Genomic DNA, 20071 nt, shown 5'->3' on the forward strand with positions numbered 1-20071 from the left:
ATCTCCTTTTGAGGGAGAGCCGAAATGGAAAGCTCGTTATTACAAAACTGTTGGAGGCATAGATTACAAGCATCAATTTGATCTTGTTGATTTGAATGTTTTTGGAGGCATGGGTGTCCATAACTTCAATTTTATGGATCAATCTACACCTTTGGATGGTGCATTTGGAGATGAGCTTTTTGAAAACTTTAATGCTCCAAAGCAGCGGTTTTCAATGGGGAACTTTGGAGTAGGTGCGAAGTCAACAGATGAGTTTGCTCGTATATTATATGATGTTACAGCACAATTCATGTTCTATAGCCGCCAAAATGATATCGTAGATAATCAAGAATTAAAAGAATCTTTAGTTAAGACAGATGCTAAGTTTTGGACTGTTTTAGATGAAGAAAACAAACTCGGTTTGGATCTTGATATGTACAATAGAATTGTGAATAGTGACTCTATTAAGAATTCTACAACCTTAGACTTAAATCCATACTATGCTTTAGATTTGGATAGCTGGAAAATTCGTCTTGGTGCACATTTAGATTTAGGTTTTGGCTTTGGAGAGAGTTTTTTAGTTTCTCCAGATGTTCAGGTACAATATATCTTTTCTGATAGTTATGTTTTGTATGCTAATGCCAAAGGAGGAAGAATTAATACCACTTTTAGAAGATACGAAACATTGTCTCCATATACCTTTATATTGAAAAAGAATAGAGATACTTATGAGCAACTCAATGCGTCTTTAGGCTTTAAAGCGAGTCCAATTCCGGGTTTATGGATAAATATATACGGAGGATTTCAGAAATTAAAGGATGATTTATATCAAAATGTAGTTGTACCAACGAATACTTTAACTTACTTTGCCAATGAAGACACAAAAAACTTCTACGGTGGAGCTACTATTCAATACGATTATAAGAACATCGTTCAACTGAATTTAGCAGCTTCAGGTTATAAATGGAAAACAGATGGATACAATAACAATGCTTTACTGTTTAAACCTAAGATGGATGTAGAAGCAGGTATTCTTGTAAAACCGATAAAACCTCTTCAAATAGGGTTAAATTATAAATTAGTAACAAGAGAACAACCTGAGCTTTGGACAAATTATTTTGAGGTTGAGAACATAAGTAATCTTTCTGCTAATATGCGTTATACAGTACTAAAACAGCTCTCTGTATATGCGACAGTAGATAATATATTGAATAAAAAGTTCCAATATTATTATGGTTATCCAATTGAGGGCATTAATTTTATGGCTGGTTTAAGTTTCCAATTTTAACCTAAAAGAAGAAAGCAGCTTGATAAATTCTTATAAAAAGGATGTTTTGAGTCTGTTTTCTTGTAATTCTTTATTTTGTTGAATGATTGATTTTAAACAAATTTTTGTTTAATTATAGATATGCAAAAAAATCTAGTGATAGTTGAGTCTCCGGCCAAAGCAAAGACTATTGAGAAATTCTTAGGTGAGGATTTCAAAGTAATGTCGAGTTATGGGCATATTAGAGACCTAAAGAAGAAAGAGTTTAGTATTGATGTAGATAATAATTTTGAACCAGCATACGAAATTCCTTCTGATAAGAAAAGTTTAGTAGCTGAACTTAAAAGTGAAGCTAAGAAAGCTAATATGGTATGGCTCGCATCCGATGAGGACCGTGAGGGAGAAGCTATATCATGGCATCTTTATGAAGTACTAGGATTAACACCCGATAAAACAAAACGTATTGTATTCCATGAAATTACAAAGACTGCAATACTTAAAGCAATAGAAGAACCACGTAAGATTGATGAGAATTTAGTCAATGCTCAACAAGCTAGACGTATCCTCGACCGTATTGTGGGTTTTGAATTATCTCCAGTATTATGGCGTAAAGTAAAGCCTTCTTTATCAGCTGGTCGTGTTCAATCTGTTGCTGTACGGTTAATTGTCGAAAGAGAAAGAGAGATTCAAGATTTTAAGAGTACTCCTTCTTATCGGGTTACTGCAGTATTCCTTATTCCAGATGAGGATGGTCAGATGGTAGAAATGAAAGCTGAGCTTTCAAAACGTCTTAAAACAAAAAAAGAAGCAGAAGCCTTTTTGGATAGTTGTAAAAAGGCTCAATTCGTTATTGATGACATTACAACTAAGCCTGTAAAAAAGAATCCTGCTGCTCCTTTTACAACATCAACACTACAACAAGAAGCGGCACGTAAACTTGGTTTTACCGTTGCTCAAACTATGATGGTTGCTCAACGGTTATATGAATCGGGATTGATCACTTATATGCGTACCGACTCAGTAAATCTATCACAACTAGCAATAAATACTAGTAAGGATGCAATTATTAAAATGTGGGGTGAGGAGTATTCTAAATCTCGCAATTTTGCAACCAAGAGCAAAGGTGCTCAGGAAGCCCACGAAGCAATTCGTCCTACCTATATGGAGAACTCGTCTATTGATGGTAGTTCTCAAGAAAAACGCCTTTACGATTTAATATGGAAGCGCACGATAGCTTCTCAGATGGCTCCTGCAGAACTTGAGAAGACAACTGCTACTATAGGATCAGAAGGTGTGGATGGTAATTTTACTGCTACTGGAGAAGTTATTAAGTTTGACGGTTTTTTGCATGTATACCGAGAATCCTACGATGATGAAGATTTAGAACAGAGGGATGAGGCAGCAATTCTTCCTCCCCTAAAGGTTGGTCAAAATCTAGACTATCAAGGAATAATGGCGACTGAACGCTTTACTCAGCGCCCACCAAGGTACACGGAGGCTAGTTTGGTTCGTAAGATGGAGGAATTAGGAATTGGTCGTCCGTCAACTTATGCCCCAACTATTTCAACTATTCAGCAAAGGCAATATGTTGAAAAGGGAGATAAAGAAGGAGAAGAAAGAATTTATAACCTTTTAGTACTTAGAGATGGAGAAGTTTCTGATCAACAAGAAACTGAAATAGTAGGTCGTGAAAAGTCTAAGCTATTTCCTACAGATGTAGGCTGCGTAGTAAACGATTTCTTAACAGAATTCTTTCCAGGTATATTAGATTATAACTTTACAGCCAATATTGAAAAGCAATTTGATGAAATAGCTGCTGGTAAAGAAGAATGGACAGAGATGATGCATATATTCTACGAGAAATTCCATCCTGCTGTTGAGACAACAATGAATACCAAGATGGAACGTAAGGTAGGAGAGCGTCTTTTGGGTGATGATCCTAAGTCGGGAAAGCCTGTTTCTGTGAAGATAGGTAGATATGGACCTGTTGTTCAAATAGGTAGTGCTGATGATGAAGAAAAACCTCGTTTCTCTCAATTGAAAAAAGGTCAATCTATTGAAACTATTACTTTAGAGGAAGCCTTAGAATTATTTAAATTACCACGAACAGTAGGTGAGTTTGAAGATTCTGAAGTCATTATTGGTGCCGGAAGATTTGGTCCTTATGTGCGTCATGATGGTAAATATGTTTCAATTCCTAAAACTATGGATCCTCTTAAAATTACACTTGAGGAAAGCTTAGAGTTAATAAAGGCTAAGCGGGAAGAAGAAGCAAAACGTCATATTAAATCTTTTGAGGAAGAGCCTGAATTAGAAGTTAAGAATGGTAGATATGGTCCGTATATAGCTTATAAAGGTAAAAACTATAAGATACCTAAAGATATTGTTCCTCAAGATTTGAGTTTAGAGGCTTGTTTGGATATTGTTAAATTACAATCTGATAAATCGGCGAAACCTAAAAAAAGTCGAGCAAAGAAGAAAACGACAACAAAAACTACTAAGACTACTAAGTCCACAGCTAAAGCTACAACTAAGGCGGCAGCTAAAGAAACAAAATCAACAAAGAAAAAGACTACAACTAAAAAATAGATTATAAAAAACGCGAGTAAATTTACTCGCGTTTTTTATTTCTTTTTTGTAGATATTACTCTTTTTCTCCGTAAGCTAGATCACCAGCATCACCTAGTCCAGGAACAATATATGAATGTTCATCGATTTCTGGATCGATAGCTGCACACCAGATAGTAGTTCTATCTTCAGGGAAGATACTTGCTATATGATCAACGGCTGCTTGGCTAGCAATAATTGATACCACATGAATGTGCGCAGGCTTTCCTTTAGTTAACATAGCTTGGTAGCTAAGTTCCATACTGCCTCCAGTAGCCAACATCGGATCGGTAATGATAAGGACTTTATCATCAATTCGAGGAGATGCTAAATATTCAATATGAATATCAAATTTTAGAGTGTCTTTGTATTTACGATATGCAGAGACAAAAGCATTTTCTGCATAGTCTAAATAACGTAAAACACCTTGATGGAAAGGTAATCCAGCTCTTAGGATTGTACTAATAACAACTTCGGTATCGGGAGTATTAACAGTTGCTGTTCCAAGTGGTGTTGTTACTTGTTTGGGAGAGTAAGTAAAGGTCTTACTTATTTCATAAGCCATGATTTCTCCGATTCTTTCTAAATTACGTCTAAATCGAAGTCTGTCATTCTGAACCTCTACATTTCTAACTTCTGACACAAACTGATTTAGTATTGTGTTGTTGTCATTGAGATTAATTATCTTCATTTAAATAGATGGTTTTAAACTTTTGGGAAGTTTATATAGATATTTTGGTTGCAAAGTAACGGATATTATTCCAATTTGCAATACTCGGTTTACAGATTTTGGTTTTAAAATGTTAAAGCTCTATCATTAGGGAAATTTTTCCTTAATAAATTACTTAGTTTAAAACTTTATATTACTTTTGTGTGTGAAATCAAAGAAACGAATGCTAACTTTATAGCATTAAATCTTTCACACAAGAAAGCGATTAAAAATATTTTAATATATACCAATTATTAAACTTTTAAAAATGGCAAAATTAGATTTAAGCAAGTACGGTATTACTGGTGTAACAGAACTTTTACACAACCCTTCTTACGAAACTCTTTTTGAAGAAGAAACCCAATCAGGTTTAACAGGCTTTGAAAAAGGTCAAGTAACAGAATTAGGCGCAGTTAATGTAATGACTGGTGTTTATACTGGTCGTTCACCTAAAGATAAATTTATCGTTAAAGATAGTATTACTGAGAACACTGTATGGTGGAATACTCCAGAATATAAAAACGATAATAAACCAGCAACACAAGAATGTTGGAAAGCTGTTAAAACGTTAGCTACAAAAGAACTTTCTAATAAGAAATTATATGTAGTTGATGCTTTCTGCGGTGCTAACGAAAATACTCGTTTGAAAATCCGTTTTATCATGGAAGTTGCATGGCAAGCTCACTTCGTTACTAATATGTTTATCCGTCCAACAGCTGACGAACTAGCTAACTTCGGAGAACCTGATTTTGTAGTAATGAACGCTTCAAAAGCTAAAGTTGAAAACTACAAAGAACTAGGTTTAAACTCAGAAACTGCTGTTGTATTTAACTTTACAGAAAAAATCCAAGTTATCTTGAACACATGGTACGGTGGTGAAATGAAGAAAGGTATGTTCTCATATATGAACTATCGCCTTCCTCTACAAGGTATCGCTGCTATGCACTGTTCAGCTAACACAGACAAAAACAACGAAAATACAGCTATTTTCTTTGGTCTTTCAGGTACTGGTAAAACAACTCTTTCAACAGATCCAAAACGTGAACTAATCGGTGATGACGAACACGGATGGGATGACGAAGGTGTATTCAACTTTGAAGGTGGTTGTTATGCAAAAGTTATCAACCTAAGTAAAGAAAATGAACCTGATATCTACAATGCAATCAAACGTGATGCTCTTCTAGAAAACGTTACAGTTGATGCAGCTGGTAAAATTGATTTTGAAGATAAGTCAGTTACAGAAAACACTCGTGTTTCTTACCCTATTTACCACATTGATAACATCGTAAAACCAATTTCTAAAGCTCCTGCTGCAAAACAAGTGATTTTCTTGTCAGCTGATGCTTTCGGTGTACTTCCTCCAGTATCAATTTTGACTCCAGAACAAACTAAGTATTACTTCTTGTCTGGTTTCACAGCAAAACTTGCTGGTACAGAACGTGGTATTACTGAACCAACTCCTACTTTCTCTGCATGTTTTGGTGCAGCATTCTTAACTCTTCACCCAACAAAATACGCTGAAGAACTAGTTAAGAAGATGGAAAAATCAGGTGCTAAAGCATACTTGGTTAATACAGGATGGAATGGTACAGGAAAACGTATCTCTATTAAAGACACACGTGGTATTATCGATGCAATCTTGAATGGTTCTATCGACAAAGCTCCAACTAAACATATTCCTTTCTTCAACTTTGAAGTACCAACTGAACTTCCAGGTGTACACGCTGAGATCCTTGATCCACGTGATACTTATGCTAATGCTTCAGAATGGACAGAAAAAGCTGAAGATCTAGCAAACCGTTTCATCAAGAACTTTGCTAAATTTGAACATAACGAAGCTGGTAAAGCTCTAGTTGCTGCTGGTCCAAAATTATAATCTAATTTTGATCATAATATATTTAATTGAAAAGAGGATGCCTAGGCATCCTCTTTTTTTATGATTAATAATGAGAATTTATTCTGTGATATTGAATTTATCAGGTATTTCGTCAAGTATAGCATATAGTTCTTCAGCAGTTTCACTTCTTAAAATGGCTATTCTTGTTTCTTTAAAATTTGGTATACCCTTAAATAAGGGAGTTGAAGCTAAATGTCTTCTTGTATGAAGTATTCCTCTACGTTCATCTAATCTTTCAATACTGTTGGCTACTTGTTCTTTTAAAATAGATAAGTACCACTTAAAAGGCCTAGGTTCTAATTTTTCCCCAGTTTCTAAATAATGCTTTACTTCTTCAAAGATCCAAGGTCTTCCAAAGCTTGCCCTACCAATCATAATAGCATCAACACCATATTTCTCGAAATGGTCCTTGGCTGACTCTGCAGATGTAATATCTCCATTACCAATTATGGGGATATGCATACGAGGATTATTTTTGACTTCTCCTATCAGTGTCCAGTCTGCTTCCCCTGTATACATTTGAGCCCTCGTTCTTCCATGAATGGTAAGAGCTTCAATACCACAGTCTTGTAATTGTTCTGCTAGTTCGACTATTATTTTGTTGTCATCATCCCAGCCTAGGCGAGTTTTAACTGTAACTGGTATTTTTACAGCATCAACTACTGCTTTAGTGATTGCAATCATTTTTTCGGGAGTCTTCATCATACCTGAACCAGCACCTTTACCTGCAACTTTACGTACAGGGCAGCCAAAGTTTATATCTAGTATATCAGGTTTAGCCTCTTCTACTATTTTTGCAGCTTCGACCATAGCATCTGTTTCTTTACCATAAATTTGGATAGCTACAGGTCTCTCCTCATCATATATTTTTAGTTTTTCTGTTGTTCTATTTACATATCTGATTAAAGCGTCACTAGAAACAAACTCTGTATACACCATATCTGCGCCAAAACGTTTACACATTAATCGAAATGCTGGATCGGTAACATCTTCCATTGGAGCAAGGAATACAGGATTTTTTCCTAGGTCTATATCTCTTATTTTCATTCCTTTTGGATATCTATATTATTTATACTAATTCTAATTTTACTGCAAAAATACAGAAAAAAGTCTACCTTTGTATCGTTTATAACCTTCAGATTTTATTTTTACTAAGTTGTATGTGAATTTATAACTTCATGTAACTTAATAATCTAGAGAGGTATAGAGGTGTTTAAGGTAATGTTGATTTTTCTTTCAATATTATTATAAACATATATTTTATTACTATGTTTTATAAGCTATGAATTATAAATTAGAAGACTTTGAAATAATGGCTCCTGTTGGTTCAAGAGAATCTCTTGCTGCTGCAATACAAGCTGGAGCCAACTCCATATACTTCGGTATAGAGAATTTGAATATGCGTGCTCGTTCTGCAAATACATTCACTATTGATGATCTGAAAGAGATTGCAAAAACTTGCGATGAGCATAATATGCAGAGCTATTTGACTGTTAATACTATTATTTATGATAATGATATTAACCTAATGAAGCAAATTGTTGACGCAGCCAAAACTGCTAATATTTCTGCAATTATAGCGAGTGATGTAGCAGTAATGAGCTATGCAAAAGAGATAGGACAAGAAATTCACCTTTCTACACAGCTTAATATCACCAATGTTGAGGCGTTGAAATTTTATGCTAATTTTGCTGATGTTGTAGTACTTGCTCGCGAACTAAATATGGAGCAAGTGGCAGAAATTTATGAGCAAATAATTGACCAAAACATCTGTGGTCCTAGTGGAAGATTGATTCGTATAGAGATGTTCTGTCATGGAGCTCTTTGTATGGCTGTTTCGGGTAAGTGTTACTTATCTCTTCATGAAATGGGACATTCTGCAAATCGAGGTGCTTGTATGCAAATTTGCCGTAGAGCATATACTGTGACGGATAAGGATACAGGTATCGAGTTGGATGTTGAAAATGAATATATCATGTCTCCTAAAGATTTGAAAACAATTCATTTTATCAATAAAATGATGGATGCAGGTGTTAGAGTCTTTAAAATAGAGGGTCGTGCTCGTGGAGCAGAATATGTTCGTACTGTAGTAGAATGCTATAAACAAGCAATTGAATCAGTACTTAATGATACATTTACTGATGATAAAATTGAAGCTTGGGATGGAAGATTAAAAACCGTATTTAACAGAGGTTTCTGGGATGGTTATTACCTTGGTCAACGCTTAGGTGAATGGAGTAAAAACTATGGGTCGGAAGCGACAGAGCGTAAAATTTATGTAGGTAAAGGTATAAAATACTTTGGTAATATTAATGTAGCAGAGTTCAAGGTTGAGGCTTCTGAGCTTAAAGAGGGTGATAAACTACTGATTACAGGTCCAACAACAGGGGCTGTATTTACTACGCTAGCACAACCTCGTGTTGATCTTAAAGCTGTGGATACTGTTCATAAGGGAGAACACTTCTCAATACAAATTGATGAGAAAATACGTCCAAACGATAAACTCTATAAGATAGTCAAAGCGGAAGATTTAAAACGTAAACGAGCTAGTAATAAATCAAAGAATTGAAGTGTATGGAAAAGTATATTTTTGAACTAGATTTCAAAGTACGTGACTATGAGTGCGATTTGCAAGGAATTGTGAATAATGCAAACTACCTGCATTACTTTGAACATACTAGACATGAGTTCTTGGATACGATAAATATTAATGTTTTAGAACTTCATAATCAAGGTGTTGATCCAGTAATCGCTAGAGTGAATATGGCTTTAAAGGCACCCTTAACAAGTGGTGATGAATTTGTGTCTAAGCTCTATATTACGAAGGAAGGAATTAAATATGCTTTTCATCAAGATCTATTTAGAAAAGAAGATAACAGAGTGGTGGCTAAGGCAGTAATTGAGGCTGTGTGCTTGGTACATGGAAAGCTTACTCATAGTGAGCTTTTTGATAATGCCTTTGCTCCCTATATAAAATGAAATAATGCAAACGGAAGAGGCAATCTATAGTATTGCATTAACCCTACTACCAAGAGTTGGTGCTATCAGTGCAAAAAGAATTTTAAGCATGGCTGGTAGTGCCACTTTTGCTTTTAAAGAGTTAAGTCAACTAGTTTCTCAGGGTATAATTCCTCCAATTATTGCTGATGAGATGTGTAAAGATACGCTATTGATATCTGCGGAAGAATTATTAGATAAAACTCTCAATCTAGGTATTGAGGTTATTCCTTATGCTTCAGATAAATATCCTTTACGTTTAAAGGAGTGTAATGATAATCCTGTTCTTTTATATTATAAAGGAGATGTTAATTTAAATGCAAGAAGAATACTAAGTATTGTAGGTACAAGGAATATCACTTCGTATGGAAAAGAACAATGTAACAGACTAATAGAGGGTTTGTATTCTTTTGATAGTGATATTCTAATCGTCAGTGGACTTGCTTATGGAGTGGATGTGGAAAGTCATAAGCAATCATTGAATAGAGGCATGAATACTGTGGGGGTGTTAGCACATGGATTAGATATCCTTTATCCTGCAGCTCATCGCTCAGTTGCTAATCAGATGGTTCATCAAGGTGGATTACTTACAGAGTTTCCTATTTCAACACAGCCATTAAAACAAAACTTCATATCTCGTAATCGAATTATTGCAGGGCTTAGTGATGCAACAATAGTTATTGAATCTGCTCTAAAAGGAGGCTCATTAATTACTGCAGATATTGCAAATAGTTATAATAGAGATTGCTTTGCTTTGCCAGGGCGTTGTTCTGATACTTACTCAGAGGGTTGTAATCAGATTATAAAAGAAAATAAAGCTCAGCTGTTTGAGTCTTTTGAAGATATTATACATGCCTTAGGGTGGTCTAGTAGCTCTGAAAAACAAAAAGTTACAAAGCCTATTCATCGAGATATTTCTAGTTTAAATCTTAATAGTCGAGAGAGAAATGTAATAGAAATGTTACAATTAAGAGGAGATCTTCAAATTGATAATCTTGTTGTTCTATGTAATATTCCCATTCAGACGATGCATACAACACTTTTTGAATTGGAAATGAAAGGTGTTCTTAAAGCATTAGCAGGAGGAACTTACCATTTGTTATAGCTACATTCTGAGTTTTTTATTACATTTTGTATACATTTGCAGGATCTCAAGTACACCCAGGTATGTAGCTGTAGCAGGTTATGCTTAAACTACCACTTGTGTATTGTGTGAACTAACAAACTAATTAATACAAAACATTTTATAATGAAGAGCTTCTATTTTTCAATGTTATTTATGCTCAGTTGTTTCTTTATGACTAGTTGTACCCCTACTAGTGATCAAGTAAATATTACTATTTCCAATAATCTAGATTTCGATAGAACAGAGGAATTAGTTGAAATTCCAGTATTACAACTTCAAAACTATATGAAGTGGCGTAATGAAGTAGGTTTAGTCATTACTGATGATCAAGGAGTTGTTTATCCTTCTCAGATCACATATAATGGTTTGCTAATATTCCAACCGAATTTAAAGGCTAATTCAAGTCGTCAATTTATTATTAAAACTGGAGAGAAGAGAACCTTTGCTTCTCAAGTTGAAGGAAAGTTTAGACCAGAAAGAAAAGGTGATTTTTCTTGGGAAAACAATAGAGTGGGTTTCCGTTTTTATGGAAAAGAATTAATTCAAAATGATGGTCCAAGTAATGGTTTAGATATTTTCTTAAAACGCACAGATAGCCTAGTATTAGATAAATGGTATTATGAAGATATCAATAAGATTTCTTCTTATCATAAAGATACAGGTGAAGGCTGTGATCCTTATAATGTTGGTAGATCTCTAGGTGCTGGAGCTAATGGACTGTTTGTAAATGATTCTTTGTTCCTTAATGAGAATTATGATAGCTATGAGATATTAGATGAAGGACCTCTTAGAGTTACTTTCCTTTTAAAATACCCATTCATAGAAGTAGGTGAAGAAAATATATCAGATGTAAAGCGTATTAGCTTAGATGTTAATAGTCAGCTTACTCGCATAGAACAAACTTATCAACCAGATAAAGATCAGCAGATGGCTGTTGGTTTTGTTAAAAGACTAGATACTAAAGATTCTACAGTAGTGGATTACGAAAATAATTTCCTTCTGTATGAAGAGCCAGAAGATGAAGAAAATGGAATCATTTATTTAGGTGCTATTATTCCTGCTGGTATTGATTCAGTTTTGGTTAATACTTATGATTATACTAACCCTATTCGTGAGAAAACGAATACATTTTCCAATACAATAGCTTTGACTAAGATACATCCAACATATGCTACGATTTATTACACTGGTTTCGGTTGGAGTAAATACGGTTTTAGAAGTCTTGATAGTTTTCGTAAATACTTGAAAGAGTATTCAGTGTCACTTAAAAACCCATTTGAAATAACATTCCATAAATAAGTTATATAGTGAAAATAAAAAAGCCTCAAGAATTCTTGAGGCTTTTTTTGTGTCTATATTGAAAAATTAGTCTTTCAATTTAGCTTTTATAAATTCTCTATTTAGACGAGCAATATTGCTGATAGAGATTCCTTTAGGACACTCTGCTTCACAAGCACGGGTGTTTGTACAGTTACCAAATCCTAGTTCATCCATTTTAGCTACCATAGCCTTAACACGTCTTGCTGCTTCAGCTTTACCTTGTGGTAACAAGTTTAGTTGGCTAACTTTTGCTGAAACGAAAAGCATTGCTGAACCATTTTTACAAGCTGCTACGCATGATCCACAACCAATACATGATGCTGCATCCATAGATTTTTCAGCGATGTCTTTTGGTATCAATATTGCATTAGCATCTTGAGGTGCACCTGTATTAACACTTACATAACCTCCTGCTTGAATGATCTTGTCATAAGAACTACGATCAACCATAAGGTCTCTAATTACAGGGAAACCAGCCGAACGCCATGGTTCAATAGTTATAGTATCGCCATCATTGAAACGGCGCATGTAAACTTGGCAAGTAGTAGCTCTTGTACCAGGTCCATGAGGGTGACCATTGATGTATAAAGAACACATACCGCAAATACCTTCACGACAGTCGTGGTCAAACACTATAGGCTCTTTTCCATCATTGATTAACTGCTCGTTTAAAATATCAAGCATTTCAAGAAGAGACACTGACTGGTGAATATCTTTCATTTGGAATGTTTCGAAAGCACCTTTAGCCTTAGGTCCTTTTTGACGCCAAACTTTTAGTGTAAAACTTATATTTTTATCCATTGTAAGAATTTCTTTTTTTGATTAAACTAAAATTATGACTTGTAGTTACGTGTTTGAACTTTAGTTTCTTCGTACACTAAGTCTTCTTTAATAAGTTCTGGGTCTGTATCTTCACCAGTGTATTTCCAACAACCAACGAAGAAGAATTTATCATCATGGCGAAGAGCTTCTCCTTCTTCTGTTTGGTGTTCTTCTCTGAAGTGGCCACCACATGATTCCTCACGCATAAGAGCATCATGAGCCATAAGTAAACCAACATCAATGAAATCTGCTACACGTAAAGCTTTTTCAAGTTCTACGTTTAGTTCATTAACTCCACCAGGGATACGAACGTTTGCCCAGAATTCTTTTTTCACCTCTTTTAATCTTACAAGAGCTGTTTTAAGAGATTCTGCAGTACGACCCATTCCAACGAAGTCCCACATAATAAGACCTAATTCTTTGTGCAGAGAGTCTACAGAACGTTTTCCATTAATAGATTTTAGTTTTTCAATTTTATCTTTTACTGCTTTTTCTGCATTCGCAAATTCTGGAAGATCTGTAGAGAATCTTGGTACCTGAATTTGGTCAGAAAGGTAGTTTTGAATTGTATAAGGAAGAACAAAATAACCATCTGCAAGACCTTGCATTAGAGCAGAAGCTCCTAGACGGTTAGCACCGTGGTCTGAGAAGTTAGCTTCTCCAATTACGAATAAGCCAGGGATATTACTCATTAATTCGTAATCTACCCAAAGTCCACCCATTGTGTAGTGGATAGCTGGGAATATCATCATAGGAGAAGTATATGGATCTGTATTCTTAATTTCTTCATACATATCGAATAGGTTACCATATCTGTCAGCAACAACATCTTTACCAAGACGATCAATAGCATATTTGAAATCAAGGAATACTGCAAGTCCAGTATTATTCACACCGAAACCAGCATCACAACGTTCCTTAGCAGCACGAGAAGCTACATCACGAGGAACAAGGTTCCCGAATGCAGGGTATCTACGTTCTAGATAGAAGTCACGATCTTCGTCAGGAATATCATTTGGGTGTTTTGTTCCAGCTTGAAGAGCCTTAGCGTCTTCTAGTTTTTTAGGAACCCAAATACGTCCATCATTACGAAGTGATTCAGACATCAATGTTAATTTAGACTGTTTGTCACCATTAACTGGAATACATGTTGGGTGGATTTGAGCATAACAAGGGTTAGCAAAAAGAGCACCTTTTTTGTAACATTGGATGGCTGCTGAGCCGTTTGATGACATTGCGTTAGTTGATAGGAAGAATGCGTTACCATAGCCTCCTGTGCCAATAACGACTGCGTGAGCAGAGAAACGTTCTATTTCACCAGTAACAAGGTTACGTGAGATAATACCACGAGCACGGCCATCAATCACTACAAGGTCGAGCATATCGTGACGTGTATAAAGTTCAACTGTTCCTAGATGTACTTGACGCATTAAAGCAGAATAAGCACCTAAAAGTAATTGTTGTCCAGTTTGACCACGTGCATAGAATGTACGAGATACTTGAGCACCACCGAAAGAACGATTTGCAAGTGTACCACCATATTCACGAGCGAAAGGAATACCTTGAGCAACACATTGGTCAATGATGGCGTTAGATACTTCGGCTAGACGATATACGTTTGATTCTCTAGCGCGGTAGTCACCCCCCTTAATTGTATCATAAAATAAACGGTATACTGAGTCACCGTCATTTGTATAGTTTTTAGCAGCGTTGATACCACCTTGTGCTGCAATTGAGTGTGCACGACGAGGTGAGTCTTGAATACAAAAGTTCTTTACATGAAAGCCCATTTCTCCAAGAGAAGCTGCAGCTGAAGCTCCAGCTAAACCTGTACCAACAATGATAATGTCAAGACGACGCTTGTTTGCAGGATTCACCAACTTCTGGTGATTCTTGTAATTATGCCATTTTTCAGCTAATGGTCCTGCAGGTATTTTAGAATTTAACTTAGTCATAATGCAATTTAGAATTTTAATGCTTGTTATAAAATACTTTATTATGGTTTATAGCTATAATTATAAGCTACCGACGTAGAACCAAACAACTACAAATAAGAAACATACTACAATGATTGTAGAGTAAATGTTTGAGATTGTTTTCCATCGATTAATCCATAGATCATTGCTCCAACCAATAGTTTGGATAGCACTCCAAAAACCATGAGTTAGGTGGAACCATAAAGCTACTAACCATACAACATAAAGTGCTGTGTAAATAGGATTTGCGAAAGCCAATTTAATAAATTGGTATCCATCATAAACAGCAACATTACCTATTGCTGTTACAGCAGTCTCATGACCTAAAATTTCTTGAAATTGCATATTGTACCAGAAATTGAATAGGTGCAAACCTAAACCAATAACGACAATAAGACCTAAAACGAACATGTTTTGTGATGCCCATTTCACAGTTTCTCTTCTTTCTACAACATCATATCTTTCATTACCACGAGCTTTACGGTTTTGGATTGTTAACCATATTGCATAAATGATGTGAATGATAAATAATGCAGCAAGACCTAGTGTTCCTACAAGTGCGTACCAGTTTGCTCCTAAAAAGTGGCAAATTTGGTTGTAACCATTATTCAATGGATCTGTGTAGTCTGGGTTCGAGAATACTGCAACAAGGTTCATCCCCATGTGAAACGTTAAAAATAGGACAAGGGCGATACCAGTAACACTCATCACCACTTTCCTACCTATAGATGAATTCTTTAACCACATAAATGATTGATTTTAAAATTATTTAATTGTTTGAACTATAAATGTCAGTTAATTTTAGATTATATAAATGCAAAAATAGATGAAAACATCGATTATACAAAAACAATTAAAGAATTCTTTCTTTAATCGACTGCCTCTTAGTTAATAGGCAATTACAATGCAATTTAATCAATACTCAATATAGCAATTAATTTTAATATTTGTTGAGCTCTATTTGTGAATATTTAATAAAAAACGTTTGCCTACTAAGGTAAGCAAACGTTCTGTATATTAATAAGTTTAAGTTGAGTTTTTAAAACTTATATGCTGCTCCAAATGTAAATACAGCTTGATCAAAATCCTTTATAGCTTGATATTTGATATCTAAGTTAACAACAAAGTTGTTGCTTAAAAAATATTCAGCTCCTAAACCTACGTTCGCTCCAAACTTATTACTGGTTTCTGACCCCACACTTTCTATTTTTAAATCTTGTTTCCAGCTAGTATAAGTGATACCTGCTAGAGGATAAACATTAAATTTACTTGTAAGATGGAAGAGATAGTGAGCATTTAGGTTTAAATCCCACATACTTAACCCGTCTTTTTTCATATAAAAGTTAAGTGACGGCTCTAATCGGATATCGTCAAGAATATTATATTGGAACTTTGCTCCAATACCGACATTCTCAATTTCTGTACCATATCCTACATTTACACCTAAAGATTTAGCTCCTTTTTGAGCAAAACTAGTTCCAATGCCTAGCATTAAAACACAAACTAATACCATTAATTTCTTCATTTTTCTTAAGTTTTAGTGTTACTATATGATAAAACAATGAAAAGTGTGGAGATGTTTACTTCTTACATCTCAAGTGGCAATAATATATAGTGTAGAAAAAATAGTTATGTTGAGAATGTGTGTCGCTTAGACTTGGTTGAGGAGAAGAATATTAATGAATACTTGTACTATGATTTTCTGCTTGTTGTACGCATAAAGAGTTATATAATAAAAAAGAGCAAACTAAATTAAGTTTACTCTTTTTGCTCTTCCTCTTGGACTTGAACCAAGGACCCTCTGATTAACAGTCAGATGCTCTAACCAACTGAGCTAAGGAAGAATATTGAATTTATATTCTTGATTTGATAAAAGCTCTTCCTCTTGGACTTGAACCAAGGACCCTCTGATTAACAGTCAGATGCTCTAACCAACTGAGCTAAGGAAGAGTGTTTTTTTATTCAAATGCGTTGCAAAAGTAATAGGTTTTTTTGAAATATGCAATATCTTTGTGAAAAAAATATCAAAAATGAGTAAAATAATTGGTTTGGGAAATGCTTTGGTAGACATCTTAGTCATCTTGGAGAATGATAACCTCCTGAAAGAGATTGAATTGCCTAAAGGAAGTATGCAATTAATAACCACAGAAAAATTTATTGAATTAAAAAATATTTTATCCCGAATGGATACCTATCAAGCTACTGGTGGTTCGGCAGCTAACACAATACTAGCTCTTGCATCTCTTCAAACCCCCGTCGGTTTTATTGGTAAAATTGGTTCAGATCATTTTGGTACATTTTTTGAACGATCATTTAAAAAAAAAGGAATTGAGACAAAGTTATTGATAGATGAACAGCATAATTCAGGTGTTGCATCTACCTTTATTTCTCCTGATGGTGAGCGTACTTTCGGTACTTTCCTTGGTGCTGCAGCTGAATTGTCTGCTTATGATATTCATAATGATATTTATAGTGGTTACGATATTCTATACGTAGAAGGTTATTTAGTACAAAATCATGATTTAATTCTTAAAGCTGTTAAATTAGCTAAAGAATTGGGCGTAAAAGTATGTATTGACTTAGCGAGTTATAATATTGTAGCTGAAGACCTAGAATTTTTCACTTACTTAGTAGAAAACTATGTTGATATCGTTTTTGCTAATGAAGAAGAGGCTTTTGCCTTTTCTGGATTAAGAGATCCGAAGGAAGCCTTAGATTATATTGCAAAGAGATGCAGCATTGCGGTAGTAAAAGTGGGTGCAAATGGTTCATATGTAATGTGTGATGGGGTTTGCAAGCATGCTAAGGCTTTAAATAATAGAAGTGTATTAGATACAACTGGAGCTGGAGATTATTTTGCAGCAGGTTTCCTTTACGGATATATTAGTGGAATTAATCTTTTAAAATGTGCAGAAATTGGTTCTCTTCTTTCTGGTCATGTTATTGAAGTTGTTGGAACTTCGTTAATAGATACTGCATGGAGTAACATTTTGAAGAAGATAGATGTTATTATGCATAGATAAAAACTAGAGTTTATGTAAACCAAAAATATTTTTTATGAAAAATGGTATAAAGAAATTAGTTATATCCTTATCTGTTGTTGTAGGTATAGCTGTGTTTTTCTCTTTTAGAGCTGAAAAAGATCACAATTTTGAGGTAGCTAAGAATTTAGACATATTTAATTCTATTGTTAAAGAGCTAGATATGTTTTATGTGGATACAATAGATCCAAACGTTACTATTAGGCGTGCAATTGATGCTATGTTGTATTCTTTAGATCCTCATACTTCATATTATCCTGCCGACGATCAAAGTGAGCTAGAGCAGATGATAAAAGGTTCTTATGGAGGAATAGGTTCTATCATATCTTATGATCCAAAAAATAAATACTCCGTTATTGCAGAGCCCTATGAAGGTATGCCTGCTGCAGAAGTTGGATTAAAAGTGGGCGATATATTACTGCAGATTGATGATACTGTTCTTTCTGATAAAGATAATCAGCAAGTTAGTGAAATGCTAAGAGGAGAGATTGGTACAAACTTTGTTCTTAAGGTGAAGCGTCCAGGAGTTGAAAAACCTTTAGATTTTACCATTACTCGTAAATCGATACAGTTGCCAACTATCCCATATTATGGAGTGCTAAAAGATAAAGTTGGATATATTGAGTTTGTTAGCTTTTCTGGAACACCAGCAGCAGATTTTAAAAAAGCGTTTGTGGATTTAAAGAACCAAGGAATTGAGTCTTTGATTATTGATTTAAGAAGTAATGGAGGAGGCTTGTTAGATGAAGCTGTAGAAATAGTTAATTACTTTGTACCCAAAGGAGATACAATTGTTACTACCAAAGGGAAGATAAAACAAGCATCTAATACTTATGTTACAAAGAACCAACCATTAGATACAGAAATACCAATTGTTTTACTAGTTGGTGGCTCTACGGCTTCTGCTGCAGAAATTTTAGCGGGTTCATTACAAGACCTTGATAGAGGTGTTGTAATAGGTAGTAAAACGTTCGGAAAGGGTTTGGTCCAAATTCCTAGAGCCTTGCCTTATGGTGCGAATATGAAGCTTACATCGGCTAAATACTATATCCCTAGTGGGCGTTGCGTTCAGGCTATTGATTATTCGCATAGAGATGCAGATGGAAAAGTAGAGCGAATACCTGATAGCTTGATGACTGTATTCCATACTTCGATTGGTCGTGAAGTAAAAGATGGTGCTGGTATTATGCCTGATATAGAGGTAAAGCAAGATAAACTCCCGAATATTTTATTTTATCTTGTTACAGAGAATCATATTTTTAATTATGCTACTGATTATTGCTTAAAGCATAAAAAAATAGCTCCAGCTAAAGATTTTGCTCTTTCTGAAGCAGATTACCAAGAGTTTAAAGAATACATAAAGGGTAAAGATTTTAAATATGATCAACAGAGTGAAAAGGTTCTCTCTAGCTTAAAGGAGATAGCTGAGTTTGAGGGTTATCTAGAGGAATCTAAATCAGAGTTTGAAGCATTAGAAAAGAAACTATCGCATAATATAGATAAAGACTTAGATTATTTCTCTAAGGATATTAAGCATATCTTGTCTCTCGAAATAGTAAAGCGTTATTATTTTCAAAAAGGTAGTACTATAGAGCGCTTAAAGCAAGATAAAGAGGTGGATGAAGCTGTGGGTATCTTAAAAGGAAATACTATTTATAAAAACATCCTTTCTCCAGCATTTAAACCTATGCTTAGTGATAGTATTAGTGTGAAGCTTACTAAATCTTAAGAGAATATTAAATAATAATTTTAAATAGGGCTGTCCGCAAGGAAGTCCTATTTTTTTGTATATGCATGAATAAGTTAATAAAAACTTTAAAGCTACAATAGCTGTGCTCAGTTGTTGTTATGTATGATGTAAATCACACGTAATTATATTCTTGATATATATCAAAATGATTTAAATCGTTTTGTATTTGAGCTTAAAGCTAGAATTTATTGTAATTATGATACGGATATGGTGATGCTTTGACACCGATATGTCTTTGCTATATCGGTGTTATGATCAAAAGATCCCTCCATTAAGAGAGATATTAGAATTAACAGGACTAGGCTGTTTTTAGAGTAAACAACCTTTTCATGAAAAGGTTATTAAATTTTATACTATTCGATAGAGGTTGAATAGGTCATCGACCTTTTTGTTTATTTTCAAAAGAGTAGAATTATTATTCACTGTATGATTTATTAATCACTTCTTTAAAAGAATTTAAAGATATACTGGATCACCTGCAAAAGCAGGGGGGGAACATCAAAAAGATTATCTTTGTAGAAAAAACAAAAGCTATGCAAGATTCTCAAATGTTACTCGAAGTAGTTCGCTTAATTTTACC

General features: G+C 34.6%; 15 protein-coding genes and 2 tRNA genes. 9 read left to right on the forward strand and 8 right to left on the reverse strand.

Annotation, left to right across the window (positions count from 1 at the left end; translation table 11 throughout):
- Both K8V80_RS06645 and topA read left to right on the forward strand, forming a co-directional pair.
- On the forward strand, positions 1–1267 hold a 1267-nt coding region (locus K8V80_RS06645; RefSeq protein WP_276776365.1), incomplete at its 5' end, for a TonB-dependent receptor.
- A gap of 120 nt (positions 1268–1387) precedes the next feature.
- Positions 1388–3835, forward strand: coding sequence for a type I DNA topoisomerase (topA, locus tag K8V80_RS06650; protein ID WP_276776367.1), 2448 nt, complete (start codon positions 1388–1390; stop codon positions 3833–3835).
- A 55-nt stretch (positions 3836–3890) separates the two neighbouring features.
- On the opposite strand, the gene upp is transcribed toward topA, so the two are convergent.
- Positions 3891–4544 (reverse strand): uracil phosphoribosyltransferase, encoded by a 654-nt coding sequence (gene upp, locus K8V80_RS06655; RefSeq protein WP_006743813.1) that lies wholly within the window; start codon positions 4542–4544, stop codon positions 3891–3893.
- A gap of 286 nt (positions 4545–4830) precedes the next feature.
- Between upp and pckA the strand changes: the two genes are divergently transcribed.
- Positions 4831–6438 (forward strand): phosphoenolpyruvate carboxykinase (ATP), encoded by a 1608-nt coding sequence (gene pckA / locus K8V80_RS06660; RefSeq protein ID WP_276776370.1) that lies wholly within the window; start codon positions 4831–4833, stop codon positions 6436–6438.
- 78 nt (positions 6439–6516) lie between these two features.
- Here the strand turns inward: pckA and dusB are convergent, their stop codons facing one another.
- On the reverse strand, positions 6517–7506 hold the full coding sequence (gene dusB / locus K8V80_RS06665; protein WP_276776372.1) for a tRNA dihydrouridine synthase DusB: 990 nt from the start codon (positions 7504–7506) through the stop codon (positions 6517–6519).
- A 235-nt stretch (positions 7507–7741) separates the two neighbouring features.
- On the opposite strand from dusB, the gene K8V80_RS06670 reads away from it, so the two are divergent.
- The 4 genes from K8V80_RS06670 to K8V80_RS06685 all read left to right on the forward strand — a co-directional run bounded on the left by K8V80_RS06670 (position 7742) and on the right by K8V80_RS06685 (position 11881).
- The gene (locus K8V80_RS06670) at positions 7742–9028 is read left to right on the forward strand and encodes a peptidase U32 family protein (protein WP_276776374.1); all 1287 of its coding nucleotides are present in this window, start codon (positions 7742–7744) and stop codon (positions 9026–9028) included.
- A 5-nt stretch (positions 9029–9033) separates the two neighbouring features.
- Positions 9034–9438, forward strand: a complete 405-nt coding sequence (locus tag K8V80_RS06675) for an acyl-CoA thioesterase (protein WP_276776377.1) — start codon at positions 9034–9036, stop codon at positions 9436–9438.
- A gap of 4 nt (positions 9439–9442) precedes the next feature.
- Positions 9443–10561: a DNA-processing protein DprA gene (gene dprA, locus K8V80_RS06680; protein WP_276776380.1), complete on the forward strand. Its 1119-nt coding sequence runs from the start codon at positions 9443–9445 to the stop codon at positions 10559–10561.
- Between the two features lie 192 nt (positions 10562–10753).
- Positions 10754–11881: a DUF4861 family protein gene (locus K8V80_RS06685; RefSeq protein WP_172633415.1), complete on the forward strand. Its 1128-nt coding sequence runs from the start codon at positions 10754–10756 to the stop codon at positions 11879–11881.
- A gap of 66 nt (positions 11882–11947) precedes the next feature.
- Here the strand turns inward: K8V80_RS06685 and K8V80_RS06690 are convergent, their stop codons facing one another.
- The 6 genes from K8V80_RS06690 to K8V80_RS06715 all read right to left on the reverse strand — a co-directional run bounded on the left by K8V80_RS06690 (position 11948) and on the right by K8V80_RS06715 (position 16650).
- Entirely contained in the window at positions 11948–12703 is a 756-nt protein-coding gene (locus K8V80_RS06690) for a succinate dehydrogenase/fumarate reductase iron-sulfur subunit (RefSeq protein WP_276776385.1), read from the reverse strand.
- 32 nt (positions 12704–12735) lie between these two features.
- The gene (locus K8V80_RS06695; protein ID WP_276776388.1) at positions 12736–14679 is read right to left on the reverse strand and encodes a fumarate reductase/succinate dehydrogenase flavoprotein subunit; all 1944 of its coding nucleotides are present in this window, start codon (positions 14677–14679) and stop codon (positions 12736–12738) included.
- A 60-nt stretch (positions 14680–14739) separates the two neighbouring features.
- Positions 14740–15447 (reverse strand): succinate dehydrogenase/fumarate reductase cytochrome b subunit, encoded by a 708-nt coding sequence (locus tag K8V80_RS06700; RefSeq protein ID WP_006743822.1) that lies wholly within the window; start codon positions 15445–15447, stop codon positions 14740–14742.
- 292 nt (positions 15448–15739) lie between these two features.
- Complete coding sequence (locus K8V80_RS06705) at positions 15740–16225, reverse strand: porin family protein (RefSeq protein ID WP_276776390.1); 486 nt, start codon at positions 16223–16225, stop codon at positions 15740–15742.
- Between the two features lie 245 nt (positions 16226–16470).
- Positions 16471–16544 (reverse strand) — tRNA-Asn (locus K8V80_RS06710).
- Between the two features lie 32 nt (positions 16545–16576).
- A tRNA-Asn gene (locus K8V80_RS06715) sits at positions 16577–16650 on the reverse strand.
- 80 nt (positions 16651–16730) lie between these two features.
- On the opposite strand from K8V80_RS06715, the gene K8V80_RS06720 reads away from it, so the two are divergent.
- Both K8V80_RS06720 and K8V80_RS06725 read left to right on the forward strand, forming a co-directional pair.
- Positions 16731–17723 (forward strand): adenosine kinase, encoded by a 993-nt coding sequence (locus K8V80_RS06720; protein WP_006743825.1) that lies wholly within the window; start codon positions 16731–16733, stop codon positions 17721–17723.
- Positions 17724–17757: 34 nt separating this feature from the next.
- The gene (locus K8V80_RS06725; protein WP_276776392.1) at positions 17758–19470 is read left to right on the forward strand and encodes a S41 family peptidase; all 1713 of its coding nucleotides are present in this window, start codon (positions 17758–17760) and stop codon (positions 19468–19470) included.
- The last annotated feature ends 601 nt before the right edge of the window (positions 19471–20071 follow it).

This window comes from Bacteroides coprosuis, from assembly GCF_020741705.1.
Taxonomy (GTDB): Bacteria; Bacteroidota; Bacteroidia; order Bacteroidales; family Bacteroidaceae; genus Bacteroides_E; species Bacteroides_E coprosuis.

Bases quoted from the DNA above. Each gene is read 5' to 3' on its own strand.
- topA (WP_276776367.1), top strand. From the start codon at position 1,388: ATGCAAAAAAATCTAGTGATAGTTGAGTCTCCGGCCAAAGCAAAGACT.
- upp (WP_006743813.1), bottom strand. From the start codon at position 4,544: ATGAAGATAATTAATCTCAATGACAACAACACAATACTAAATCAGTTT.
- pckA (WP_276776370.1), top strand. From the start codon at position 4,831: ATGGCAAAATTAGATTTAAGCAAGTACGGTATTACTGGTGTAACAGAA.
- dusB (WP_276776372.1), bottom strand. From the start codon at position 7,506: ATGAAAATAAGAGATATAGACCTAGGAAAAAATCCTGTATTCCTTGCT.
- K8V80_RS06670 (WP_276776374.1), top strand. From the start codon at position 7,742: ATGAATTATAAATTAGAAGACTTTGAAATAATGGCTCCTGTTGGTTCA.
- K8V80_RS06675 (WP_276776377.1), top strand. From the start codon at position 9,034: ATGGAAAAGTATATTTTTGAACTAGATTTCAAAGTACGTGACTATGAG.
- dprA (WP_276776380.1), top strand. From the start codon at position 9,443: ATGCAAACGGAAGAGGCAATCTATAGTATTGCATTAACCCTACTACCA.
- K8V80_RS06685 (WP_172633415.1), top strand. From the start codon at position 10,754: ATGACTAGTTGTACCCCTACTAGTGATCAAGTAAATATTACTATTTCC.
- K8V80_RS06690 (WP_276776385.1), bottom strand. From the start codon at position 12,703: ATGGATAAAAATATAAGTTTTACACTAAAAGTTTGGCGTCAAAAAGGA.
- K8V80_RS06695 (WP_276776388.1), bottom strand. From the start codon at position 14,679: ATGACTAAGTTAAATTCTAAAATACCTGCAGGACCATTAGCTGAAAAA.
- K8V80_RS06700 (WP_006743822.1), bottom strand. From the start codon at position 15,447: ATGTGGTTAAAGAATTCATCTATAGGTAGGAAAGTGGTGATGAGTGTT.
- K8V80_RS06705 (WP_276776390.1), bottom strand. From the start codon at position 16,225: ATGAAGAAATTAATGGTATTAGTTTGTGTTTTAATGCTAGGCATTGGA.
- K8V80_RS06720 (WP_006743825.1), top strand. From the start codon at position 16,731: ATGAGTAAAATAATTGGTTTGGGAAATGCTTTGGTAGACATCTTAGTC.
- K8V80_RS06725 (WP_276776392.1), top strand. From the start codon at position 17,758: ATGAAAAATGGTATAAAGAAATTAGTTATATCCTTATCTGTTGTTGTA.